The organism is Nitratireductor indicus C115 (genome assembly GCF_000300515.1).
GTDB classification, from domain to species: Bacteria; Pseudomonadota; Alphaproteobacteria; order Rhizobiales; family Rhizobiaceae; genus Nitratireductor; species Nitratireductor indicus.
Map to the genome: position 1 here is coordinate 216,970 of NZ_AMSI01000001.1, position 23,941 is coordinate 240,910.

A 23,941-nucleotide genomic window follows, 5' to 3' on the forward strand; every position below is an offset into this window, starting at 1 on the left:
AGAAAGGGCACACCGAACCCCGGATCAGATGAGCATCTCCCGCACCGCATTCAAAAGAAACTCGTCCTGATAATTGCCTGCGACAAAGGACAGGCCAACCGGGCAATGTTCAACGCTCAACAGCGGTGCGGAGATTTCCGGCAGGCGCGCAGCACCGGAAAATGCGGTGATCGTCATGGCCGGGTCGTAGAAAGCCATCACCGCCTCGAGCGTGTTCAACGAGCCTTTCCGGGGCGCAATGGTCGGTGTCGTCGGAAATGAGATCACCGTGTCCGGGGTGAAGAAGGCATTGATCTGCCTGAAGAGGCGCTCGCGGTTTGCCAGCCTGTCCAGCGCCGCGATGCGGTCGAACCGCTGGACATTTCCATAGGCCATCGAGAAGGTGAAGCCGAGCTCCGGCTTGCAGGCTTCGATCCAGTTGCCGACCGTGCTCTGAAACTCCGCGGTTTGCAGATCGCGCAGCCCATTCAGATTGCATGCCGAAAGCTCGCTCTGCTCTCCGATGATTTCGGAAAAACGCACCCTTTCAAGGGCAAGCCCGGCGCGGCTGGCGATGCGTTCCAATGCGCTGGCAGCCTGATCCTGAACGGCCGGAGATGCAATGCTCATCGCATCTTCGAGGATGATAATCCGCCCCGGCGAAGGGGGTGGCGCTGCCGGGCCGTTGAGCATGACCCGCATTGCGGCGTCGAGCACGTCGAGCCGTTCGGCAAGCACACCCACGGTGCTGACGCTTGGCTGAAACGGCAGGACGCCTGCCTCGGAAATCCGGTGCGTGGATGGGCGCATCCCCCACAGGCCGCAGAGGCTTGCGGGCACGCGGATCGAGCCGCCGGCATCCGTGCAAAGCGAGAAATCCGCGATACCGTTGGCGACTGAAGCGGCGGAGCCGCTGGACGAGCCGCCGGGAATCCTGTCCGGCGCTTTCGCGTTGCGGGGTGTGCCGAAATGGAAACTCTCCCCGTCGAGGCTGTAGGTGAATTCATCCGCCACGGCCTTCCCCACGCACCGCGCTCCGGCGGCAAGCAACTGGTCCACGCAAAGGGCGTTGTGAACCGGCGCGGGATGCGCATTGCGCCAGGCGGGGCTCCCATAGGAAGTTTTATGCCCGGCGATATCGATATTGTCTTTCACGGTGAAGCGCAGCTTGTCCAGCGGGCCATGGCGCAGCGGGGCAAGGTCAAGCTGCTCGACCAGTCCGAGGTCGATTGCGCGGTCAAGCATGAGGTTTTCCTCCCGAAGGGCGAATCTGAATGGTGTCTGATCCAGCTCTACACCACCGCGATGGCGCGCTCGCTATGGTTGTCTGCTTTGCACAGTTTTGGAAGCTTCGTGAAGATGTGATCCGCACGGCCAGGCAGTGGGATATTACGCTTCAATGCGGGGTGACTGGCGAGGAGCTATTGTCCTGACGTCCATGGCATTTCCTGAAGGCGTGATGCGTTTGCGCGCCCAATTCGGTGATTCAGACCGGAATGAAAATCCCCCAAAGGCTGCGGAGGTGGACAAGCGATTGGATGGTCTGGCTTGGGGTGGTTTGTGGAACGACCGCTATTAAACTGGGGTTGGCGGAAGCCGACCTTTATCGAATCAGAGGAGCGCGCTAGGCTAGAGGATGACTGAATTTCGTTCTGGGCTTCCGATAGTTTCATTTGCTGATCAACCCGCACTGGAGAGTTGGTTGTCGGCTCAGCCGAGTGATTCAAACGGTGCATGGATCAAATTTCCTAAGAAGGGTTCAAGTGTCGCCAGTGTCACCAAAGCTCAGGCGATCGACAGTGCCCTTTGCTATGGCTGGATCGACGGCCAACTCGACAAATATGACGCTGAGAGCTGGCTTATACGCTTTACCCCACGCCGACCGCGCAGCAAGTGGTCGGATGTAAATCGGAAACGCGCGCTGGAGCTGATTTCGCAGGGGCGTATGCAGGCATCTGGACAGTTGGAAGTCGATAAAGCGAAGGTTGATGGCAGATGGGAGGCGGCGTATGCATCAGCTAGCAAAGCTGAGGTCCCACCAGATTTGCAGGCCGCGCTCGATGCGAACCCGAAGGCAGCAGCTTTCTTCGCTACGCTCACTGGCGCTAACCGATATTCGATCTTGTATCGGATCGGATCGGTGAAGAAACCTGAAACCAGAGCCCGAAAAATCGGGGACTTCGTTGATATGCTAGAACGCGGAGAGACCGTTCACGGCTGAAACCGCCGGGCTGCTGAAGCGGTTTTCGGGATCGGCGACGGCGGTCCTTAATGTCCGCTATTGAAGTCGGAAGCAGTCATCAAAGTCGGCCCGCGTCTATGGCGGTTGTTTCATCCGCTGCCACCAGGACCAACCGGTCGGAAAGCGGCCCCACTGCAGACATCCGGGCAACAGGCTATGCTTCGAAAACCGCACGATATCGTACGCCAATCGAAAGCTCTATCACGCTATAAATGAAAATCGGTGGGGATGGCGGAGAGAGAGGGATTCGAACCCTCGATACGGTTTCCCGTATACACGCGTTCCAGGCGTGCGCCTTCAACCACTCGGCCACCTCTCCGGCAGCGCAGGCCGCTTTCGCGGTTGCGCCGAGGCTCACTTAGTCGATCTGATCGTGAATGCCAAGACCGCGATGTGACAGTTTTGCAATTTGCTGCGCATGACGGCCCTTCCCACTTCACCAAAGCTCAACTTTCCGTGCAGCGATTGCCATTCCGGTCTTCCCCGCCTATCTCTCGGAACAGGACAGGGCGTTCGAAATCCGCCGGCAGGAGGCTTCATGGTGCGTTTCTTCTTCAGGGTGCTCGCAACCTTCGCCCTCGCCGTGGCCGTGGTCATGGCGGTGATCGACGCGACACGCTCCATAGCGGCTTCCGCACCGGTCTTCACGCCGCTCGGCGAGAGCTGGTTCTCCGTGGCGCCCGAAAGCCTGAACCTCGCCCAGGCGGTGGTCCAGCGCTACACGCTGCCCGTTCTCTGGGACCCGGTCATGATCTTCATCCTGACCCTGCCGGGCTGGCTCGTCTTCGCGGTCCTGTCCCTCGTCTTCTATGCCATTGGCCACAAGCGCCGGCGCACGGTGATGCTGGCCTGAACCACCCAAAGGAGGAGTAGCATGTCATTCCTCGATGCACTCATCGGCTCGAAGAAGCTCGCAATGCCCACCAGCGACGATGCCCTGCCGGGACGCCCCGAGGCGATCCCCACCGCGGAACGCCATTATGTGTCCGGCCATCCCTTGAAGGGGCCTTATCCGGAAGGGCTGGAGACGGCCTATTTCGGCATGGGGTGCTTCTGGGGTGCGGAGCGCCTGTTCTGGCAGAAGGATGGCGTCTGGGTCACCGCGGTCGGCTATGCCGGCGGTCTCACCCCCAACCCGACCTATCGCGAGACCACCACCGGCCTCACCGGTCATGCGGAGATCGTGAAGGTGGTCTACGATCCGCGCAAGGTTTCCTATGGGGAGCTTCTGAAGCTTTTCTGGGAAAGCCATGATCCCACCCAGGGCATGCGCCAGGGAAACGACGTCGGCACCACATACCGTTCCGCTATCTTCACCACCGGCGAAGCGCAGCTCGCCGAGGCCAAAGCCTCGCGCGATCACTATCAGGCGGCCCTCAAGGCGGCAGGCCGGGAGGCGATCACAACCGAGATCGCGCCAGCCCCGGAATTCTACTATGCCGAGGAAGAACACCAGCAATATCTCGGCAAGAATCCCTATGGCTATTGCGGCCTTCAGGGAACCGGCGTCGCCTGTGCCGGCGAGCCGCCGGCTGTTGCCGGCTGAAGGCTTCCGGCTCTTTTCCGAACGGTCAAAATTCCGCGTGAATTTTCACGCGGGCCATGCAACAGTGCCGTCATGGGGAGGGAAAAACCTCCCGCTCACGCTGTTTCGCGCCGTCATCTTGCGGCCGGCGAAACGCCCTTTAACGGGCGCATGGGCTGCGCGCGAAAGTCATGGGCGCAGCCGTTGCGGCTCAAACAGCCATGGCAACTGACAGGGTGTGGATCATATGAAGCGTATCGTTCTCGGCCTCCTGGCCTCTTCCGCAATGACAGCGAGTGCCCTCGCGGCCGACATAGCCCCGGCCGTCATCTACGATCTGGGCGGCAAGTTCGACAAATCCTTCAACGAGGCCGCCTATAACGGCGCCGAACGGTTCAAGCAGGAAACCGGCATCGAGTATGTCGATTTCGAAATCTCCAACGATGCCCAGCGCGAGCAGGCCCTGCGCCGTTTCGCAGAAGACGGCCGCAACCCCATCGTGATGGCGGGCTTCACCTGGGTGGATTACCTGAAGAAAGTGGCGCCGGAATATCCCGACACCAACTTCACCATCATCGACGACAAGGTCGAGGAACCCAATGTCCGCTCCGTCACCTTCAAGGAGCAGGAAGGATCCTATCTGGTGGGCATGCTCGCCGCGATGGCTTCCAAGACCGGCACGGTCGGTTTCGTGGGCGGCATGCAGGTTCCGTTGATCGGCAAGTTCGAATGCGGCTATGTGGGCGGCGCCAAGGCGGCCAACCCCGACGCCAAGGTGATCCGCAACTATACGGGCGATACGCCCTCTGCATGGAACGACCCGACGAAGGGCGGTGAGATCACCCGCACGCAGATGGCCCAGGGCGCGGATGTGATCTATCATGCGGCTGGCGGTACGGGCGTCGGTGTGCTGCAGGCGGCGGCGGATGCCGGCAAGCTCGGCATCGGCGTCGATTCCAATCAGAATGGCCTTCAGCCCGGTCACGTGCTCACTTCCATGGTCAAGCAGGTGGATGTCGCGGTCTATGATTCCTTCATGGATGCCAAGAATGGCGAGTTCACCTACGGCGTCGAGGATCTCGGCCTTGCCGACGATGGTGTGGGTTACGCCATGGACGATAACAACAAGGACCTGGTGACCGATGAGATGAAGACTGCCGTCGAGGCCGTCAAGGCGAAGATCGTCGCCGGCGAAATCACCGTGCACAATTTCCTCGACGACAACGCCTGCCCCTATTGAGGCGGCGTCCGCAAGGAATCGGAAAAGGGCCGCCTGCGGCCCTTTTTTCGTTCAGATCGGCCACCGATCTATGGTAGGCCCGCATTGTTTCTTCTTCGCCGTCCGGTTTTCAGGAGTGCTCCATGTCCGATCTCGCCCCGGTTCTCACCCAGCTCGACAATTCGCTTGACCAGAGCCTGGAGCGGCTCTTCGATCTCCTGCGCATTCGCTCGATCTCCACCGATCCGGCCTTTTCCGATGAATGCCGCAAGGCAGCCGAGTGGCTGGTGGAAGACCTGAAGTCGATCGGTTTCGATGCAAGCGTGCGTGATACGACGGGTCATCCGATGGTCGTTGCCCATCACGAGGGCGAAGGGCCGCATGTTCTGTTCTACGGCCATTACGACGTTCAGCCTGTCGATCCGCTGAACCTGTGGAACGACGATCCCTTCGATCCGAAGGTGAAGGAGATCGAGCCGGGTCGCAAGGTCATCACCGGGCGCGGTTCCGCCGACGACAAGGGCCAGCTCATGACCTTCGTGGAAGCCTGCCGCGCCTACAAGGCCGTGCATGGCAAGCTGCCCTGCCGGGTCAGTATCCTGTTCGAGGGGGAGGAGGAGTCAGGTTCTCCGTCGCTGAAACCCTTCCTGGAAGCGAATGCCGGCGAACTGAAGGCCGATTTCGCGCTGGTCTGTGACACGGGCATGTGGGACCGCGACACGCCGGCTGTCTGTGTCGGCCTGCGCGGGCTGGTCGGCGAGGAGATCGTCGTGAAAGCGGCGGATCGCGATCTGCATTCGGGCGAGTTTGGCGGAGCGGCGGCCAACCCCATCACCATCCTGGCGCGGGTGCTGGGCGATCTGCACGACGAAACCGGTCGCGTCACGGTGCCGGGTTTCTACGAAGGTGTGGACGAAACGCCGAAATCGGTTCTGGAAAGCTGGGCATCGCTCGGCGAGACGGCGGAAACCTTTCTTGGCCCCATCGGCCTGTCGAAGCCGTTCGGCGAAAAGGATCGTTCGGTTCTCGAACTGGTCTGGGCGCGTCCCACCGCCGAGGTGAACGGCATCATCGGCGGTTACACCGGCAAGGGCTTCAAGACGGTCATCCCCGCCGAAGCGTCAGCGAAAGTCTCCTTTCGTCTGGTGCACAACCAGGATCCGGTGAAGATTCGCGCAGCCTTTCGCGCCTTTGTCGAGGAGCGCATTCCCTCCGATTGCTCGGTCGAGTTCTATCCGCATGGCGGGTCGCCGGCCTTCCAGCTGGATTACGACATGCCGCTTGTCGTCAAGGCGCAGGCAGCGCTGACCGAGGAATGGCCGAAACCGGCCATCGCGGTCGCCATGGGCGGGTCCATTCCGATTGTTGGCGATTTCCGTCGCATGCTCGGCATGGAATCGCTGCTTGTTGGTTTCGGCCTGTCCGATGACCGCATCCATTCACCGAACGAAAAATACGAAATGAGTTCCTTCCATCACGGCCAGCGCTCCTGGGCTCGCATTCTCGACATGCTGGGCAAGTGAGATGGCGCAGGGAAAAAACAAGATGACCATACGCTTTCACCGCAATGATTTGCCAGACCTAGACAATTATCAGGTGGACGCTGTCGCCATCGACACCGAGACGCTTGGCCTTCGCCCACATCGCGATCGCCTCTGCGTGGTGCAGCTTTCGCCGGGCGATGGAACCGCGGACGTGGTGCAGATCGATGCCGGGCAGAAGAAGGCGCCGAACCTCGTCGCTCTCCTGAAAAATCGCAAGATCGCCAAGCTGTTTCACTATGCGCGGTTTGATATCGCGGTGCTCTACAATGCCTTCGGTGTGATGGCCGATCCGGTGTTTTGCACCAAGATCGCCTCGCGTCTCACCCGCACCTACACGGACCGTCACGGGTTGAAGGATTTGTGTAACGAACTGATCGGCGTCTCGCTGTCCAAGGCGCAGCAATCCTCCGATTGGGCGGCGAAGGATCTTTCGCCCGAGCAGTTGGAATATGCGGCTTCGGATGTCCTGTATCTGCACCAGCTGCGCGACAAGCTCTTGGAGCGGCTTCAGCGGGAAAACCGCCTGCGAGAGGCCGAAGCCTGCTTCCGGTTTCTGCCGACCCGCGCTCGGCTCGATCTGATGGGTTGGGAAGAAGAGGACATCTTCGCTCATAGCTGAGTGTGCGGAGCATGGTGGCTTGTCCCTGAGCGGGTGTGGAAACCATGGCTTTACCGTTTTCATTCACTTTTGACTTAACTGCGCCTTAAACCGCTGGCTCTTACTCTTCGTCCGATCTGGGTGAAGAGTGTTTGAGTCTGCGGGGCAGGGTACGGTATGGCGCGTGATACGCGAAAAGGCAGGATCGAGCCGACTTTCGACGCGCCGCAGGCGCGCGGGAGCAAGGGCGATCTGAGACTTGGCGATAGCGACCGTGTCGTTCCCTCGCGTCAAAGACGAGCCGGCAAAAGCAAGGCCTCGACCGGCAAGGGCAAGGCCACTGGTCGCAAGCCCGTGCGCCGCAAGAGCGGCAGCGGTTCCGGCGGCGGACTGTTCGGTTTTCTGAGGGGCGCGGTCTATTGGTCTCTGGTGCTCGCGCTATGGTGTGGCATCGCCGGGGTTGGCGTCGTTGCTTATTATGGTGCCAAGATGCCTGCGGCCACCAGCTGGGAGATTCCCGACCGCCCGCCGAATGTGAAGATCGTCTCCGCCGACAACAAGCTCATTGCCAATCGCGGCATGACCGGCGGCGAGGCGGTGGGCCTGCATGAAATGTCGCCCTTTATTCCGGAGGCCGTCATCGCCATCGAGGACCGGCGGTTCTATTCTCATTTCGGAGTGGATCCGGTGGGGCTGGGGCGTGCGGTGGCTGAAAACCTGATGGCCGGCCGTCTCACCCAGGGCGGCTCCACGCTCACGCAGCAGCTTGCCAAGAACTTGTTCCTGAAGCCTGACCGCACCATCGAACGCAAGGTGCAGGAGGTGCTGCTGGCACTCTGGCTGGAGCAGAAGCACTCCAAGGACCAGATTCTGGAGATGTATCTGAACCGGGTCTATTTCGGTTCCGGCGCCTATGGCGTGGAAGCGGCGTCCCGGCGCTATTTCAACAAGTCCGCCCGCGATGTCAGCCTGTCGGAGGCGGCTCTTCTGGCGGGGCTTCTCAAGGCGCCGTCGCGGCTTTCGCCCGCGCGCGATCCGCAGGCCGCCGAAAGCCGCGCCCAGGTGGTGCTTGCCGCCATGCGCGACCAGGGCATGATCGGCGATGGCGAGATGACCACCGCCATGAGCCAGCCGGCAACGCGTGCCGCCGCCTATTGGACGGGATCGGAACACTATGTGGCCGACCGCATCATGGAGGAGCTTCCCGGCCTGATCGGCGGCGACATCGCCTCCGACGTGGTGGTGGAAACGACGGTCGATCTGCGTCTTCAAAAGCAGGCGGAAAAGACAATTCGCGCGATGATCGACGAGAAGGGCGGCAAGCTCTCCGTAAGCCAGGGCGCGCTGGTCTCCATCGATACGGGCGGCGCGGTTCGCGCCATGGTGGGTGGTTATGACTACGCCAACAGCCAGTTCGACCGCGCCTCCGAGGCGCGCCGTCAACCGGGCTCCGCGTTCAAGCCCTTCGTTTTCATGGCGGCTCTGGAGCAGGGCCGCAGGCCCGACAGCATCCGCAACGACGCGCCGATCAAGATCGGCAACTGGAAACCGGAAAACTACAAGGGCAAATATCATGGCCCCGTCACGCTCTCCGAGGCGCTGGCCCGGTCGCTGAATTCGGTCGCCGCCCAGCTTGCCATGGAGGCAGGCCCCAAGACGGTGGTCGAACTTGCCCATCGCATGGGCATCGAATCCGATTTGAACGCCAACGCGTCCATCGCGCTCGGCACCTCGGAGGTGACGCCGCTGGAACTGACCGCCGCCTATCTGCCTTTCGCGACCGGTGGCCTGCGCCCCGAGGTCTATTTCGTCAGCCGTGTCACCACCACTTCCGGCAAGGTGCTTTACGACCATGGCAAGGCACGCATGACACGGGTGGCAAGCCCGGAGATCATCGGCATGATGAATTCGATGATGCAGGGAACCATTGATTTCGGTAGCGCGCGCGCCGCCGATATAGGCCGCCCTGCCGCCGGCAAGACCGGAACGACGCAGCAGTCGCGCGATGCCTGGTTCGTGGGCTACACCGCCGACCTCGTGACCGGCGTCTGGTTCGGAAATGACGCGGCCAAGGCCACCAAGGCAACGGGCAGCAATCTGCCTGTTCCGGCCTGGCGTGCATTCATGGAGGAAGCGGAGAAGGGTAAGGCCGTGCGTCCGCTGCCGGGTTCCTGGAGCCCGGGCGGATCGGGCGGAACACCCTCGCGTCTGCCGCCCATGAATGGCATTGGTGGCGGCATTGCGTCGCGGGATTCCGCTCCCGCGCGTCCGGTGCCGCAGGCAGCGGTTGGCAATCGCCCCGCTGAGCGCCCTGCAGCGCCTGCGCCCGCGGTGTCGCGGTCCAGCCGGCCCGTTCCTTCGGCAAATGTGCCCCGCCCTGCCGCAAATGTCGGCCGCGACGACCGCACGGCCTCGATCCGCAGACCGGTTCCTCCGGGCGATGTCGGAGGAGCGCAGCAGAAGCGCCCGACATCGATTCTCGACGTGATCATGGGAAATTGACTTTCACGGTCCGCTTTTGCCTATCGCTTTCCCGCCCGCGCTCGCCTACATAGAAACCGGAACGCGAAGGGAAGCCTCTCTTCTGCGCAGTGCGAAAGGCCAGGCGAGATGGACGAGCGCAAGACACTGGTTCTAACCGGCGCCAGCCGAGGCATAGGTCACGCCACAGTGAAGCGCTTTTCCCGTGAGGGGTGGCGGGTCATCACCTGTTCGCGGCAGGATTTCGCGGAAAACTGCCCTTGGCCGGCGGGGCCTGAAGATCACATCAAGGTTGATTTATCCGATCAGGAAGACGTGGGCATTGCCATTGCCGAAATCCGCCATCGGCTCGAGGCCAATGGCGGGCGTCTGGACGCGCTGGTGAACAACGCCGCCATCTCGCCCAAGCTAGAGGGCGGCAAGCGCATGAACTCCATCGATACGCCGATGCATGTCTGGCGCGATGTCTTTCAGGTGAATTTCTTTGCGCCCATCATGCTGGCGCGAGGCCTCTTCCGGGAACTTGGCAATGCCAAGGGCTCCATCGTCAATGTGACGTCCATCGTCGGCAGCCGCGTTCATCCGTTCGCAGGCACGGCCTATGCCACCTCAAAGGCTGCACTCGTTGCGTTGACCCGCGAGATGGCGGCCGATTTCGGCCCGCATGGCATCCGCGTCAATGCCATTGCCCCCGGCGAAATCGAGACTTCGATCCTTTCGCCGGGAACCGACAAGCTGGTGGAGGCCATCCCGCTGCGACGTCTCGGCCAGACCTCCGAAGTTGCCGATACGATCTTCTTCCTCTGCTCGGGGCAGTCCTCTTACGTGACGGGTGCCGAAATCCATATCAATGGCGGTCAGCACGTCTGACCGCGTTCCCTTCGGCTCCTGTCGCTCCGACGATTTCGTCATGGATCCTCGGGTCAAGCCCGAGGATCCATGCGGGAACCGTCCTGCCCATCCCCTACCGCGACGCTTCTCCCCGCAAGCAGCAGGGGATGAACAGCGGGGTCAGTCCCTCATGCGTTCTGAAGCAACGCTTTCTCGATCTGGTCCACGGGATGGTTGGTGAGCGTCTTGGCGATTTCGCCGATTACACGCTCCTCGACCTCCTTGTGTATTTCCTTGCGCAACTCGCCCAGCACCAGGGGAGGCGCGACGAGAACGAGGCGTTCAAACGTGCCGCGATGGGCCATTTTGTAGAGCCTGTCTGCGATATCTGAAGCGAAGCGTTCCTTCTCGATGCGGTGCCAGTCGGCATCCTCCATTGCGCTGCGATGCGGCGTGGTTCCGTCCACATTGCGTCCAGGCCTGTCAGTGCCCTGCTCGCGGGTCGGCGGGTTTTCCTCATGCATGGTGCGAACGACTTGGAGATTGGGATAGGTCGCATCGCCCTCATTGCGCAGGAACAGTGCCTTTTCGCCGTCTGCGACGACAACCCATGCATCGTGAACAAGCCGGAAATCAGCCATTTCGCTTCTCCTTCTAGCGTGTAGCCCCGGGAAAACGCAGGCTATGCCTTTCCCGTTCCCACACTTTCGATATGGGGATGCGGGGAAGGATTTGCTTCCCGAACGCCTGCCTGAGAAAAAGCAATCTTGTCGCACCCGCATGGCCGGCCGGTGCATTTCTTCAGTGCAGGGCGCTTAACCGTCATTATTCCGGGCATCGTTCACAAGGCCCGAAGACCATGACGAGATCCGGTACGAAATTAACGGCATTCCCCGTTTTCATGCGGGTCGAAGGGCGGTTCGTGGTGATTGTCGGCAACGGTGCGGAAGCCTTGGCCAAGGCACGCCTTCTCGGCCAGTCGAGCGCCGATCTGGTGATTGTGGCCGACGCTCCTGAGCCTGAATTGACGGCCTGGGCTACGGAAAATTCCGCCCGCCTGATCCATGCGCCTTATGACGCGCGCTATATCGGGAAGGCAGCTCTCATTTTCGCCGCCACGGATGACGAGGCGCTCGATACCCGCATTGTCGCCGATGCGCATGCACTCAGGATTCCGGTCAATGCGGTCGACCGCCCCGCTTTGTGCGATTTCTACACACCCGCACTCGTGAACCGCGCGCCGCTGGCGATTGCCATAGGCACGGAGGGCGCAGGCCCTGTGCTTGCGCAGATGGTCCGCGCGCGCATCGACCGCATGCTTTCGCCGTCGCTTGGCGCGTTGGCGGGGCTTGCCACCCAGTATCGTGATGCCGTGGAGAGGCTTGTGCCGCGCGGCCTTCCGCGCCGCCGCTTCTGGAAAGCCTTCTTTACCGGCGAAACGGCGCGCGCCACCGAGCGTGGCGATCTTGCCGCAGCGCGCCGCAGTGCATCCTCCCTCCTCGCCGCGCTCGACGATCAGCCGGGCCACGTGGCGCTTGTCGGCGCCGGTCCGGGCGCCGAGGATCTTCTCACGCTGCGCGCCCAGCGCCTGCTGATGGAAGCCGATGTGATCGTCCACGATGCGCTGGTGCCCGACGCCGTGATCGCCATGGGGCGCCGCGATGCCGAGCGCATCGGGGTCGGCAAGCGCAAGGGTTGCCATTCCAAGACCCAGGCCGAGATCAATGCGCTTCTGGTTGAGCTTGGCCGTGACGGCCGCCGCGTCGTGCGTCTCAAATCGGGCGATCCGCTGATCTTCGGCCGTGCCGGCGAGGAAATGGCCGCACTGCGCGAAGCCGGTATCTCCTACGAGGTGGTTCCCGGCGTGACGGCAGCTTTCGCCGCCGCTGCCGATTTCGAGCTGCCATTGACCTTGCGTGGGGTCGCATCCTCCCTCGTCCTCACCACCGGCCACGATCTGAAGGGCGACACGCTTCCCGATTGGGCAAGCCTTGCCCTCTCCGGCGCAACCGTGGCGGTTTACATGGGGCGTTCCGTCGCCGCCGATGTCGCAGGCCGGCTGATCGATGCCGGGCTTTCGCCCGATACAGCGGTGGCCGTCGTGGAGAATGCGAGCCTGGAAGGCCGCAGGCTTCTCCATGGCACGCTCGCTGATCTGCCGTCTCTTGCCCGCCGCAGCGAGCTTACGGGCCCGGTCATGACCCTGATCGGCGACGCTGTCGCCGGTGCGAATTTCGAGCGCTCCGGAGCGCTGGCTACCCTTGAAAAGCAACTGGAGCGTGCCTGATGAAGATCCTAGCCGCCAACCGCCTGACCGATGGCGAAACCGTCTGGCTTGGCGCCGGCGATTGCTGGGTCGAGTCCATCGATGCGGCGCATGTGGCCCGCGACAAGGAGGATGAGGAGCGTCTTCTGGCAGTAGGCAAGGGCGGTCTGGCATCGAACCAGGTTATCGATGTCACGCTGGTCGACATTGAAACAGTCGAGGGCCGCATTCATCCGTTGCGTCTGCGCGAGCGCATCCGCGCCGGCGGCCCCTCCATCCATCCCGACCTCGGCAAGCAGGCGCGCCTCAACGCGCGCAGTGCAGCCTGAGCGGCAATATCCGGGACGAGACCATGTATCGCTATGACGAGTTCGACCACGCTTTCGTGAAAGCCCGCGTCGAGGAATTCACGGACCAGGTGCAGCGCCGCCTTTCCGGCGAGTTGACTGAAGACGAGTTCAAGCCGCTGCGGCTGATGAACGGCGTCTATCTTCAGCTGCATGCCTATATGCTGCGCATCGCCATCCCCTATGGCACGCTCTCTCCGCGCCAGCTGCGCAAGCTCGCCCATATCGCGCGCACCTATGACAAGGGCTATGGCCATTTCACCACGCGCCAGAACCTCCAGTTCCATTGGCCGAAGCTGACGGATATTCCGCGCATTCTCGAAGAGCTGGCCGAGGTTGAGATGCATGCCATCCAGACGTCGGGCAACTGCATTCGCAACGTCACGGCGGATCATTTTGCCGGCGCGGCGGCCGATGAGGTCGCCGACCCGCGCCCCTATGCGGAAATCCTGCGTCAGTGGTCATCGCTGCATCCCGAGTTCACCTACCTGCCGCGCAAGTTCAAGATCGCCGTTACCGGCGCCGAACGCGACCGCGCTGCGATCGAGGTTCACGACATCGGCCTGCATCTCAAGAAGAATGCAGACGGTGAGCTGGGCTTTGCGGTTTTCGTGGGCGGCGGCCTGGGCCGCACACCCATGATCGCAAAGAAGATCCGCGACTTCCTGCCGGAGGAGGACCTGCTCTCCTACGTTACCGCTATCCTGCGGGTCTATAATCTCAACGGTCGCCGCGACAACAAATACAAGGCCCGCATCAAGATCCTCGTCCATGAGACGGGAACGGAAGAGCTGAAGGCTGCGGTGGAAACGGAATTTGCGGCACTTCGCGAAAGCGAACTCAAACTGCCCGAGGCGGATATCCGCGCCATCGAAGCCTACTTTGCTCCACCGCGCCTGAAAGCGAGGCCGGAAGGTGACGCAGTCGTGGCAGGCGCGGTGCAGAAGAGCCCCGCCTTTGCCCGCTGGGTGGCGCGCAATGCCACCACGCATCGCAACCCCGACTATGCCTGTGTAACCGTCTCACTGAAGGGGATTGGCGAGGTGCCGGGCGATGCGAGCGACGATCAGATGGATGCGATTGCCGATATAGCGGAACGTTACGGCAATGACGAAATCCGCGTCAGCCATGAGCAGAACCTGATTCTGCCGCATGTCGCGCGCGCAGACCTTCCAGCGGTTCATGCCGCGCTGGTGGAAATCGGGCTTGCGACGGCGAATGCCGGGCTTGTGACCGATATCATTGCCTGCCCCGGCCTTGATTACTGCGCGCTTGCAAATGCCCGCTCGATCCCCGTCGCGCAGGAGATTTCGCAGCGTTTCGCTTCCCCTGAACGGCAGGAAGCGATCGGTGATCTGCAGATAAAAATCTCCGGCTGCATCAATGCTTGCGGGCATCATCATGTAGGTCACATCGGTATTCTCGGCGTCGAGAAAAAGGGAGCGGAGCTCTATCAGGTCACGCTCGGCGGCTCGGCGCGCGAAGGTTCCACCATTGGAGAAATCATTGGCCGTGGTTTCGGTCCGGACGAGATTGCCGGAGCCGTGGAAACCATCGTCGAAACGTATCTTTCCCACCGCGAAGGACAGGAGGAAACTTTCTTCGCCGCCTATCGCCGTCTGGGTGTAGCGCCGTTCAAGGAGGCTCTTTATGGGCACGAGGCACGGGCTGCCTGATCTGGCAGCCGACGAGTGGAAAGACGCTGAAAGGCTCGCCGCGGCGCTCAATGAGCGCTTCGGGCATCTGCCGGCGCGTGAGATCGTCGCCGTGGCGGTCGATCTTTTTCGCGAGGCAGGCGGCATTGCCGCGATCTCCTCTTTCGGTGCGGATTCAGCCGCATTGCTGCACATCGTCGCCGAAGCGGACCCGGCCTTGCCGGTGGCGTTTCTGGATACGGGGCAGCATTTCGGGGAAACCCTGGATTACCGCGATCAGTTAGCTGCGGATATGGGACTTTCCAACATCGTGATCGTAAAGCCACGGGATGAAGTCGTCGCGGCAGATGACCCCGATGGCGTTCTGCATCGCAGCAATACAGATCGTTGCTGCGCGATCCGCAAGGTCGAGCCCATGGCCCGCGCCGTCGCGCCATATCGGGCGTGGTTCACCGGGCGCAAGCGCAACCAGGCATCGACCCGCGCGGCGATGCCTGTGTTCGAGGCTGTAGGACCGCGTATCAGGATCAACCCTCTCGCGCGCTGGACCACGCACGACCAGGCTGCCTATATGGAAAAGCATGCCCTGCGCCAGAATCCCCTGGTTGCCTTCGGTTATCTTTCCATCGGCTGCTTTCCCTGCACGACGCCCGTCCAGCCCGGAGAGGATCCGCGTTCGGGCCGCTGGTCCGGCAAAGCCAAGACCGAGTGCGGTATTCATCTCGGCGGTCTCGAGACCGTTCTTTCCCCATCCGCCTGACAGGAATTTTCCTATGACAACTCCAGAACCGCGTGTGTGGACTGAAACAGGCTGGCAAGGCAGCGATTGGCGCCATGGTGCCAATGCGGACGCACTGTCCGGAGCCGGCCGCGTCATACTGCCTCTCGAAGCGTTTCTCGCCCTGGACGCGCAAACACTGAAGCAGAATGTGGCGCATATCGGTGTGCTTCTCTCTCCCGGTGAGGCGCTGGATACCATCCTGCCGTTCCTGCCGGAGCTTCCGCTCGTGGCGCTGGCCTTTCCGGCATTCAATGACGGGCGCAGCTATTCCAAGGCCGAACTCCTGCGTTCCCGTCACGGATACCGCGGCGAGGTGCGCGCGACCGGCGACGTTCTGATCGATCAGATATCTCACATGCTGCGTGTCGGCTTTTCCACGTTGGAAATCACCAATCCGCGGACGCTGTCGCTTCTGGAACGCGGCAAGAAGCCAGGCTTGCCCTTGCATTACCAGCCCTCGGCCCGCCCCGCGGCCGCTCCGGGTTCTTATGGCTGGCGGCGGCTTTCAGCCTGAAGGGACTGTGGTCTAAATCCGTTACAAAAAAGGGAGGCCAGGCAGCTTCCCTTTTTCGTACCGGACTTGCATTCAGGTCTCTGCCCGCACTTCGGCAACGCGGCAAGACCGCGAGCCTGACTCGAAATCCCGACTTTTCTACCTATATTTACCTGCAAGGGGTGCATTCCGAGATTCTTTTGCTATGGTGCACCACCCTTGAGTCGCCCCGTTATGGGCGCAACCTAGCATCCCTGCCGTCGGCGCTGTTTCCGACCCTTGCATTGATGCGATCAAGTTCGAATGCGAGCTGCTCCCGCGTCTTTCGACGCATCGACCATGCTCAACCTTTGAAACGCGAACCGAAGAAGGAAGTCCATTGCAGGTTATTGTCCGCGACAACAATGTCGATCAGGCCCTCCGCGTGCTCAAGAAGAAGATGCAGCGCGAAGGTGTTTTCCGTGAAATGAAAGCGCGCCGTTCGTATGAGAAGCCTTCCGAGAAGCGCACGCGTCAGCGCGCTGAGGCTATCCGGCGTGCACGCAAGCTGGCCCGCAAGCAGGCTCAGCGCGAAGGTCTTCTGCCCAAGAAGCGCCGCGCCGCTTAAGCGACGGGCGTCGTTCCTGACGCAGCCGAATGCGCGTTCAGATATGTTCTGCCGGCGGTTTTGCTGGATAAAAACGAGGACGGTGCGGCGAAAGCCCCGTCCTCGTTTTTCTTGATAGGCGGTTGTTGTCCAGCGGCGGTTTGTGTGTGCGGACTTCGCTATCCGGCCCGCCGCTCGGCCTTGTCGAGCTTGCCCAGAAGATTGCTGAACTCGTCGGGCAAATCCTGTTCCACCGAGAACTGCGGCATTGCCTGCAGTGTCCGGACATTTTCTGGACGCCCAAGACGCTGCCTGACGTTGCGTGCAACGTCAACGCGTACCGCGCCGGTCATCCGCTCCTGTCTATCGTCTTGATGTGCCATAATCTTTTGCTCGTCTTCACGAATACTGTTCGTGATTAGAAAACACTCCATGATGGAAATCGTTCCACCATTATGGCTGCAGCGTTCAGGATCGCGCCGCATGGTAAAATTTTCCTAAAATTTTAAATGCCGGACCATGTATCCGCCAGCCGGTAGCCCTCCGGCCATGGGTCCTCGGGGTCCAGCATGAGCTGGTGCGTCCCCGTCACCCAGCCTCGCCCGGCAATCTCGGGGATGATCGCGGGGCGGCCCCCAACGCTGGTTTCCTTTGTGATGCGGCACGAAAATCTGGAACCCAGAATTGAAACGCCGGTAAAATGGTCGCCGATCTTCATGAGACCGCGCGCGTGAAGCACGGCCATGCGCGCGGAGCATCCCGTGCCGGTGGGGGAGCGGTCGAGCTTTGCCGGTTTGATCACCACCGTGTTGCGCCCTACGAGCATGTCCTGCTTGCGCTGTAGGGGGAGGGCAAGCTGGCAAAAGGAAATATGATCCCATTCGGGATTTTCGGGATGACTGAAGCCGAGCTGTTCATTGGCGGCGGCCGTGATTCTGGCTCCGATCTCCGCCAGTTCCCGTGCCTCGTCCGGCCTCACTACGAAACCGAGGGCTGCGGCATCTGCAATCACGAAGCTGTCGCCGCCATAGGCCGTGTCCACCGTCAGTGTGCCGAGGCCCGGCACTTCCAGAGAGGCATCAAGCCGGTCGGCGAAGGAAGGGACATTCGTGACGCGAATGCGCTCCGCCTTGCCGTTCCGGCATTCGGCGGTGACCTCCACGAGGCCGCCCGGTGCTTCCAGAACAAGGTGGGTCTCCGGCTCCTGCATGGCCACGATGCCCGTATCGAGCAGCACGGTGGCAACGCAGATCGAATTGGAGCCCGACATGGGCGGCGTGTCCTCGGGTTCCATGATGATGAACCCCATATCCGCATGCGGGTTCTTCGGTGGAACGAGAAGGTTCACGTGCCGGAAGACACCGCCGCGCGGCTCATTGAGCAGGAAGTTGCGCAGGGTCTGGTCGCTGGCGATGAAGTTGCGCTGTTCCCAGAGTGTCTGGCCCGGCGGCGGCGCGACGCCGCCCACGATCACATCGCCCACTTCGCCTTCCGCGTGACAGGACACGACGTGGATGACCTTGGTCGAGCGCATGAGCGATCTCCTTTGCTCCGTGGATATCTCACGGCCGCTCTACCTGAACGACAGCACCGGCTTTCCAAGCACGTCAAAATCCGGTTCGATCCCGAGACCCGGCCCGCTTGGGGTCTTCATGCCGCCATTGTCGCGCTTCGGTGCATTGGCCGCGATGGTCTTCGTTCCGTAGGAATTGAAATCCGTCGCAGAGAAAACGAAGTCCGAAGGCGTCGCCTGCGCCAGATGCGCAATGGCCGCCGTCACGATATCGCCGCCCCATGTGTCTTCGATCGTCATGGGAATGCCGTGCGCCACGCAGACATCGCGCATGGTGCGCGCCTTGGTCAGGCCACCGACTTTCGAAATCTTCAGGTTGATTACGTCGAAGGCGTCGTCGCCAAGACCGCGAACGAGCATGTCGAGACCGGTAATGTTCTCGTCCATGACGAAGGGCTTGGCGGTGCGGTTTCGGATCGACAGGCACTCCTCATAGGTCGCGCAGGGTTGTTCGATATAGACATCGAGGTCCGATACCGCGTCGACCACCCGCGCCGCTTCATGCCGGGTCCAGCCGGTATTGGCATCGGCCACAAGGATATCCGTATCGTCGAGAATGGTGCGGCAGGCACGAATGCGGTCGATGTCGTCATCTGCATTGCCGCCGACCTTGAGCTGAAACTTGGTGTAGCCCTCGGCCTTGTAGCTCGCGATTTTCGCCGCCATCGTTTCAGGGTCTTCCTGCGAGATGGCGCGGTAAAGGCGCACTTCGTCCTGCGCTGTGCCGCCCAGAAGTGTCACCAGCGGCAGGTTGGCGGCCTTGCCCAAAAGATCCCAGCAGGCGATGTCGAGCGGTGCCTTCACATAGGGATGGCCTCTCAATGCGGCATCCATGGCCCGGTTGATTGCGCCCAGATTGGTGGGGTCGAGGCCGATCAGCTTGGGCGCGATCTCCTCCATGCCCGCGCGAACGCCGCGTGCGTAGGACGGCAGATAGGCGGAACCGAGCGGGCAGCATTCGGCATAGCCGGTAAGCCCGCTATCGGTTTCGATCGCCACCACTGTGGAATCGAACACTTCAACGAAATTGCCGTTCGACCACGAATAGCGGCCTTCCTTGAGGGGAAGGTCCACCTGGTAGGCATGGACTGCGGTGATCTTCATTCTGGTCCCCTCTCCGATTGTAAGGATGGCAACCTACGACACGGTGAAACCGTGCGCATAGGGATCGCGGTCGTCGATGATGATGGTATTGAACCCCGTTACCCGCGCCCAGCCGGCAACCGACGGAATGATGGCAGGTCGTCCGGCAATTTCCGTTTCCGCTTCCACGCGCCCCTCGAAGAGCGAACCGATGATGCTCTCGTGCACGAAATCCTCACCCGTTTTCAAGAGCCCCTTGGCGTGCCATTGGGCCATCCGGGCGGAGGTCCCGGTGCCGCAGGGTGAGCGGTCGATGGCCTTGTCGCCATAGAATACGGCGTTGCGCGCGTGCGCGTCATTCCTGGTGGGCCGGCCCGTCCACAAAATGTGACTCAAGCCGCGAATTTCGGGCTTTTCGGGATGCACAAACTCATACTTTTCGTTCAGCGCCGCCCGCAGCTTCGGGCTCCAGCCGATCAGGTCGCCCGCAGAATGCTCCGCCATGTCGGAGAAGGCTTCCTGCGGCTCGACGATGGCGTAGAAATTGCCGCCATAGGCAACGTCCACCGTAACCTCACCCAGCCCCTCCACGACGGCCGTCAGATCGGTGGAGTGCAGGAAGGCCGGAACATTGGTCAGCCGCACCTTTTCGACGAACCGCGCGTTCTGCTCGTATTGCGCAACAACCAGGCCGGCCGGCGTGTCCAGCCTCACCACGCCCGGCTCGCGCGGCCGGATCAGGCCGTTCTCGATGCCGATGGTGATCGTGCCGATCGTGCCGTGGCCGCACATGGGCAGGCAGCCCGACGTTTCGATGAAGAGGATGCCGATATCGCAGTCCTCGCGCGTGGGCGGATAGAGTATGGAGCCCGACATCATGTCGTGGCCGCGTGGCTCGAACATCAGACCGGTGCGGATCCAGTCGAACTCGGCGAGAAAATGAGCCCGCTTTTCGAGCATGGTCGCGCCCTTCAGAAGCGGGCCGCCGCCCGCCACCACGCGCACCGGATTGCCGCAGGTGTGGCCATCGATACAGGTGAAGGTGCTGACCGCCATGGGGCTTCCTTTCAGAACCGGTCGGGCCGGAAGGGCGAGATGTCTATGGAAGGGTTTTCGCCCAGAATGAGCTCGCTGACCAGCCTGGCCGTGGCGGCCGATTGCGTGAGACCGAGATGCCCATGGCCGAAGGCATGGATGACGCGCGGCGAGCGTGGCGAACGGCCGATCACGGGCAGGGAATCGGGCATGGAAGGGCGTGAGCCCATCCATTCCACGCCACCCTCGCGTTTCAGGCCGGGCAGGAAGGCGGCCGCCTTGTCGAGCATGTGCTTCGACCGCTTGAAATTCACCGGTGCATCGAAGCGCGCCAGTTCCGACGCGCCGCCGACGCGGATACCCGTTTCCAGCGGGGTGATGACAAAGCCATGGGCAGCAAAGATGAGCTGCCGTTTGAGATCGAATGCGCCGGGTGGCAGCGTGGTGTTGTAGCCGCGCTCGGGCGTCACCGGCAGCGCATCGCCAAGCGTGGCGGCAAGCGTTTTCGACCAGGGTCCGGCGGCGAGAACCGCGTGCTGCGCCTCGATCTCGCGACCGTTCTCCAGCGTCAGCCGCACGCCGCGGGCGGTCTCGCCAAGCGACGCGACATGCCCCGTCATTACCTCGACGCCGCGGTCCTGCGCGGCCTTCAGTACTGCCAGAGCATAGTCGCGTGGATCGCTCACCGTCTGCCATTGCGGCATGAAAACCGCTTTTGTGAGACGCGGCGAAAGACCGGGTTGCAGCTCCCCCAGCCGCTCCCCATCCACATGCTCGACCTCGATGCCGGCTTCCTGGCAGCGTTTCCACGCTGCGAGAGAGGCGCGCCACTCGGCCTCGCTTTCATAGAGCTCCAGTGCGCCGTCGCGCCGCACCAGATGATCGATGCCGGCTTCCCTGGTCAGCTTTGCCGTTTCTTCCGTGGTCAGCCGGTTGAGCGCGGCCTGCGCGGCGGTGCTTGCCTCGATGCGGTCGGGCATGCTGGCGCGCAGGAAGCGCAGCAGCCACGGCAGCATGGCCGGAAATTCCGCAGGCGGTATGGCAAGTGGCCCGAGCGGATCAAGCAGCCATTTCGGCGCCTTGAACAGGATGCCGGGAGAGGCGAGCGGCAGGATTGCCGGAAACGCGAATGCGCCCGCATTGCCGCGGCTTGCGGCATTGGCTGGCATGTCGCGTTCGATCAAAAGCACTCGCTGCCCTGAGGCGGCGAGACGGAACGCCGTGGCGATGCCGATAATGCCGCCGCCGACAATGGCGACGTCATGGAGTTCCGCTTCCTGCGTCGCGCTCATGTGGGCACCCGGTCAGGCAGCGAGCTGGGAAAGATCGGGCAATGCAGGCCGTGCGGCGAGCGCATCGCGAACGACCTGTTCCACCCGCTTGCGGTTCTCGCCGGAAAGCGGCATGCGCGGCATGCGAACATGTTCCGTGGAACCGAGTTCAAGGGCTTCCACCAGCTTGATGTTCTGCACGAGATAAGTGGAGACATCGAGATCGAGCAGCGGGCGGAACCAGCGATAGATCGCGCGCGCTTCGTTCCAGCGGCCTGCCTTGGCAAGGCGGTAGATCGCCACCGTTTCGCGCGGGAAGGCGACAACGAGGCCGGCCACCCAGCCGACGGCGCCCATGGCAAGCGCCTCGAGCGCAAGATTGTCGACGCCGGTGAAGACGTCGAAGCGGTCGCCGAAATGCGACAGGATTTCCGTCGTGCGACGGATATCGTCGGAGGATTCCTTCACGGCGACAAAGCGCTTGTCGGCGGCCAGCTTCTCCATGATCTCGACGGTCACATCGACGCGATAGGCGACCCGGTTGGAATAGATCATCACCGGCAGGTCACCTGCCTGCGCGACCGCGCTCAGCGTTGCGACCGTTTCTTCCGGATTGGTGTGATAGATCGGGCTTGGCACAACCATCAGCCCGGCAGCACCTGCCTTGGCGGCTTTTCTGGCAAGCTCCGCCGCGTCGCGCGTTGCTGCTTCCGCAATGGTCAGAAGGACAGGCTTGCTGCCGGCCACCGATTGCGCGGTCTTCAGCACCGCAAGGCGCTCCTCATGCGACAGCATGAAGCCTTCGCCAAGGGAGCCGCAGACGATCAGGCCGTCGCTGCCGGCTTCCATCTGCAATGCGAAGCAACGCTCCATCTCTTTGTGATCGAGCGTGTCGTCTGTGGTGAACTTCGTGGTGACAGCCGGAAAAACACCTTTCCACATGCCCGTAACTCCTCTCGGAAAGCGCATCCGCCTTATGTGCGGCGATGCGACCAGGGACCGTCAGCCTGCCAGCCAAAAAGACTGCAGACCAGTCATGAAGACTCTTTAACTCAGATTGGATCCAATATACAATAGGGGAAATTGCAGCGACATGCGATGAATTGGGCAGGCCCAGGAGCAGGAAAACGATGAAACTCGAAACCGTGGACATTCGGCAATCGGCTTCGGCAGCCGATGTGGTGTTCGAGGCTCTGCGCAAGGCCATCATCGAGGGCGAACTGGCGGAGGGTGAGCACCTGCGCCAGGACCATATCGCGCAGATGTTCAACACCAGCCGCATACCCGTGCGCGAGGCGTTGAAACGGCTGGAGCAAGAAGGTCTCGTTGCGAACGAGCGCTACAAGGGAACGGTCGTGGCAGCTCTTTCCTCTGCCGAAGTGGAGGAAATATTCGAGTTCCGGGCGCTGCTTGAAAGCGAGGTGATCCGACTGGCCGTGCCCCGGTTGAGTGAGGAGCAACTCGCTGAGGCCTATCGCCATCTTCAGGCTTTCGCCTCGGAGCCCGATGCTTCGCTTTGGGGCGAGATCAATCGAAACTTCCACTACAGTCTCTACGAGGCTGCCGGTCGCCCCTATCATCTACAGGTGATCCGCTCTTCGCTTGACCGGGTGGACCGCTATCTGCGCGCCCAGCTCACCCTCACCAACGGAATGACGAGGGCCCGCGCCGAACATCAGGCGATCTACGATGCCTGTGCCCGAGGCGATGCGGACGAGGCGGCACGATTGACCCGTGCGCATATCCTGGACGCCAGCCGTTCCCTTCTGGTCTTTATCGAGGAGCGCCGGGCGGTGGCTCAGGCAGAAAGCCACTGAAACGAAAACCTCGCGGCCGTTTCGGTGGTGCTAAAATGAAGGAGCGTCCCTTCCGTGACCGAAAGGGACGCTCCTTCATTTTGTTTCTCTAGCATTTGTGCAGACATCAGGTGAAACCACCTGATTGAAGGATGCTCTATCGGCAGGCTCCAGGCCGGATCACCCGATAGCCTTCGGCGCGTGCGCCACAGGCATTGCCGAATGTGCGGATGCTGCCGCCGCGCTTTGCGCAAACAGGGCGATATTCCATCGTGCAGGCCTGTGGCCGGTCAGGACGGCTCGACTGCGGGCGGCACTGACCGGGATGCTGCACCCGGAAGCCCGCGGCACGCGCCATGCAGGCATTGGAGAAGGTGCGCTGGCGCGAACCGGCGCGCGCGCAGACCGGTGCATATTCGCGCGTGCAGATCTGCGGCCGGTCGGGCCGCGGCGGCAGGGGCCGGGTCGGCGGTTCTTCCACGACCACGGTACAGCTCGCAAGAATAATTGCCGCGCCGAACAGTGCGGCAAGACGTGTAATGAGTTTCGAAATCAGCACGGTAACCCCTCCTCAAAACTGCGGTCTCTCCGCATGATCAATCCGCGGGGAGATTAGCCGATTTTTGAACATTCGCT

24 protein-coding genes and 1 tRNA gene are annotated in these 23,941 nt (G+C 61.8%); 15 read left to right on the top strand and 10 right to left on the bottom strand.

Annotated elements, in window-relative coordinates; translation table 11 throughout:
• Positions 1 to 24: 24 nt before the first annotated feature.
• Entirely contained in the window at positions 25 to 1,224 is a 1,200-nt protein-coding gene (locus NA8A_RS01075) for an amidase family protein (RefSeq protein WP_009449364.1), read from the bottom strand.
• A gap of 391 nt (positions 1,225 to 1,615) precedes the next feature.
• On the opposite strand from NA8A_RS01075, the gene NA8A_RS01080 reads away from it, so the two are divergent.
• Positions 1,616 to 2,200, top strand: a complete 585-nt coding sequence (locus tag NA8A_RS01080) for a YdeI/OmpD-associated family protein (RefSeq protein WP_040671487.1) — start codon at positions 1,616 to 1,618, stop codon at positions 2,198 to 2,200.
• Between the two features lie 250 nt (positions 2,201 to 2,450).
• On the opposite strand, the gene NA8A_RS01085 is transcribed toward NA8A_RS01080, so the two are convergent.
• Positions 2,451 to 2,540 (bottom strand) — tRNA-Ser (locus tag NA8A_RS01085).
• A 219-nt stretch (positions 2,541 to 2,759) separates the two neighbouring features.
• On the opposite strand from NA8A_RS01085, the gene NA8A_RS01090 reads away from it, so the two are divergent.
• The 7 genes from NA8A_RS01090 (at position 2,760) to NA8A_RS01120 (ending at position 10,458) form a co-directional block, all read left to right on the top strand.
• On the top strand, positions 2,760 to 3,074 hold the full coding sequence (locus tag NA8A_RS01090) for a hypothetical protein (protein ID WP_009449366.1): 315 nt from the start codon (positions 2,760 to 2,762) through the stop codon (positions 3,072 to 3,074).
• Between the two features lie 21 nt (positions 3,075 to 3,095).
• A complete protein-coding gene (gene msrA, locus NA8A_RS01095) occupies positions 3,096 to 3,767 on the top strand; it encodes a peptide-methionine (S)-S-oxide reductase MsrA (protein ID WP_009449367.1) in 672 nt (223 codons plus the stop codon).
• A gap of 226 nt (positions 3,768 to 3,993) precedes the next feature.
• Complete coding sequence (locus NA8A_RS01100; protein WP_009449368.1) at positions 3,994 to 4,986, top strand: BMP family lipoprotein; 993 nt, start codon at positions 3,994 to 3,996, stop codon at positions 4,984 to 4,986.
• 122 nt (positions 4,987 to 5,108) lie between these two features.
• Positions 5,109 to 6,488 carry a M20/M25/M40 family metallo-hydrolase gene (locus NA8A_RS01105; protein WP_009449369.1) on the top strand — a complete coding sequence of 460 codons (1,380 nt, stop codon included), beginning with the start codon at positions 5,109 to 5,111 and terminating at the stop codon, positions 6,486 to 6,488.
• A 22-nt stretch (positions 6,489 to 6,510) separates the two neighbouring features.
• Positions 6,511 to 7,128 carry a ribonuclease D gene (locus tag NA8A_RS01110; RefSeq protein ID WP_009449370.1) on the top strand — a complete coding sequence of 206 codons (618 nt, stop codon included), beginning with the start codon at positions 6,511 to 6,513 and terminating at the stop codon, positions 7,126 to 7,128.
• Positions 7,129 to 7,284: 156 nt separating this feature from the next.
• Positions 7,285 to 9,609, top strand: coding sequence for a transglycosylase domain-containing protein (locus NA8A_RS01115; RefSeq protein WP_009449372.1), 2,325 nt, complete (start codon positions 7,285 to 7,287; stop codon positions 9,607 to 9,609).
• A gap of 108 nt (positions 9,610 to 9,717) precedes the next feature.
• Positions 9,718 to 10,458 (top strand): SDR family NAD(P)-dependent oxidoreductase, encoded by a 741-nt coding sequence (locus tag NA8A_RS01120; RefSeq protein ID WP_009449373.1) that lies wholly within the window; start codon positions 9,718 to 9,720, stop codon positions 10,456 to 10,458.
• 149 nt (positions 10,459 to 10,607) lie between these two features.
• Here NA8A_RS01120 and NA8A_RS01125 read toward each other — a convergent pair whose 3' ends face one another.
• Positions 10,608 to 11,060, bottom strand: a complete 453-nt coding sequence (locus NA8A_RS01125; protein ID WP_009449374.1) for a host attachment family protein — start codon at positions 11,058 to 11,060, stop codon at positions 10,608 to 10,610.
• A 218-nt stretch (positions 11,061 to 11,278) separates the two neighbouring features.
• On the opposite strand from NA8A_RS01125, the gene cysG reads away from it, so the two are divergent.
• The 6 genes from cysG to rpsU all read left to right on the top strand — a co-directional run bounded on the left by cysG (position 11,279) and on the right by rpsU (position 16,568).
• Entirely contained in the window at positions 11,279 to 12,706 is a 1,428-nt protein-coding gene (gene cysG / locus NA8A_RS01130) for a siroheme synthase CysG (RefSeq protein WP_040671489.1), read from the top strand.
• Positions 12,706 to 13,014: a DUF2849 domain-containing protein gene (locus NA8A_RS01135; RefSeq protein ID WP_009449376.1), complete on the top strand. Its 309-nt coding sequence runs from the start codon at positions 12,706 to 12,708 to the stop codon at positions 13,012 to 13,014. The genes cysG and NA8A_RS01135 overlap by 1 nt, the downstream gene beginning before the upstream one ends.
• A gap of 23 nt (positions 13,015 to 13,037) precedes the next feature.
• On the top strand, positions 13,038 to 14,708 hold the full coding sequence (locus NA8A_RS01140) for a nitrite/sulfite reductase (protein ID WP_009449377.1): 1,671 nt from the start codon (positions 13,038 to 13,040) through the stop codon (positions 14,706 to 14,708).
• Positions 14,683 to 15,447 (top strand): phosphoadenylyl-sulfate reductase, encoded by a 765-nt coding sequence (locus NA8A_RS01145; protein ID WP_009449378.1) that lies wholly within the window; start codon positions 14,683 to 14,685, stop codon positions 15,445 to 15,447. The genes NA8A_RS01140 and NA8A_RS01145 overlap by 26 nt, the downstream gene beginning before the upstream one ends.
• Before the next feature lie 13 nt (positions 15,448 to 15,460).
• Complete coding sequence (locus NA8A_RS01150; RefSeq protein WP_009449379.1) at positions 15,461 to 15,982, top strand: DUF934 domain-containing protein; 522 nt, start codon at positions 15,461 to 15,463, stop codon at positions 15,980 to 15,982.
• Between the two features lie 358 nt (positions 15,983 to 16,340).
• Complete coding sequence (gene rpsU / locus NA8A_RS01155; RefSeq protein WP_009449380.1) at positions 16,341 to 16,568, top strand: 30S ribosomal protein S21; 228 nt, start codon at positions 16,341 to 16,343, stop codon at positions 16,566 to 16,568.
• 158 nt (positions 16,569 to 16,726) lie between these two features.
• On the opposite strand, the gene NA8A_RS01160 is transcribed toward rpsU, so the two are convergent.
• Genes NA8A_RS01160 through NA8A_RS01185 form a run of 6 tightly spaced genes read right to left on the bottom strand, consistent with a single transcriptional unit; the run spans position 16,727 to position 22,451 of the window.
• Complete coding sequence (locus NA8A_RS01160) at positions 16,727 to 17,032, bottom strand: hypothetical protein (RefSeq protein WP_009449381.1); 306 nt, start codon at positions 17,030 to 17,032, stop codon at positions 16,727 to 16,729.
• A gap of 20 nt (positions 17,033 to 17,052) precedes the next feature.
• On the bottom strand, positions 17,053 to 18,081 hold the full coding sequence (locus NA8A_RS01165) for a trans-3-hydroxy-L-proline dehydratase (RefSeq protein ID WP_009449382.1): 1,029 nt from the start codon (positions 18,079 to 18,081) through the stop codon (positions 17,053 to 17,055).
• Positions 18,082 to 18,120: 39 nt separating this feature from the next.
• Positions 18,121 to 19,224: a cis-3-hydroxy-L-proline dehydratase gene (locus NA8A_RS01170; RefSeq protein WP_009449383.1), complete on the bottom strand. Its 1,104-nt coding sequence runs from the start codon at positions 19,222 to 19,224 to the stop codon at positions 18,121 to 18,123.
• A gap of 33 nt (positions 19,225 to 19,257) precedes the next feature.
• Complete coding sequence (locus NA8A_RS01175; protein WP_009449384.1) at positions 19,258 to 20,259, bottom strand: 4-hydroxyproline epimerase; 1,002 nt, start codon at positions 20,257 to 20,259, stop codon at positions 19,258 to 19,260.
• A gap of 11 nt (positions 20,260 to 20,270) precedes the next feature.
• A complete protein-coding gene (locus NA8A_RS01180) occupies positions 20,271 to 21,530 on the bottom strand; it encodes an NAD(P)/FAD-dependent oxidoreductase (protein WP_009449385.1) in 1,260 nt (419 codons plus the stop codon).
• Positions 21,531 to 21,542: 12 nt separating this feature from the next.
• Positions 21,543 to 22,451 carry a dihydrodipicolinate synthase family protein gene (locus tag NA8A_RS01185; protein WP_009449386.1) on the bottom strand — a complete coding sequence of 303 codons (909 nt, stop codon included), beginning with the start codon at positions 22,449 to 22,451 and terminating at the stop codon, positions 21,543 to 21,545.
• Positions 22,452 to 22,639: 188 nt separating this feature from the next.
• Here NA8A_RS01185 and NA8A_RS01190 point away from each other — a divergent pair, with 188 nt between their 5' ends.
• Positions 22,640 to 23,326, top strand: coding sequence for a GntR family transcriptional regulator (locus NA8A_RS01190; RefSeq protein WP_009449387.1), 687 nt, complete (start codon positions 22,640 to 22,642; stop codon positions 23,324 to 23,326).
• A gap of 136 nt (positions 23,327 to 23,462) precedes the next feature.
• Here NA8A_RS01190 and NA8A_RS01195 read toward each other — a convergent pair whose 3' ends face one another.
• Positions 23,463 to 23,864, bottom strand: coding sequence for a Kazal-type serine protease inhibitor domain-containing protein (locus tag NA8A_RS01195; protein WP_009449388.1), 402 nt, complete (start codon positions 23,862 to 23,864; stop codon positions 23,463 to 23,465).
• Positions 23,865 to 23,941 lie beyond the last annotated feature (77 nt).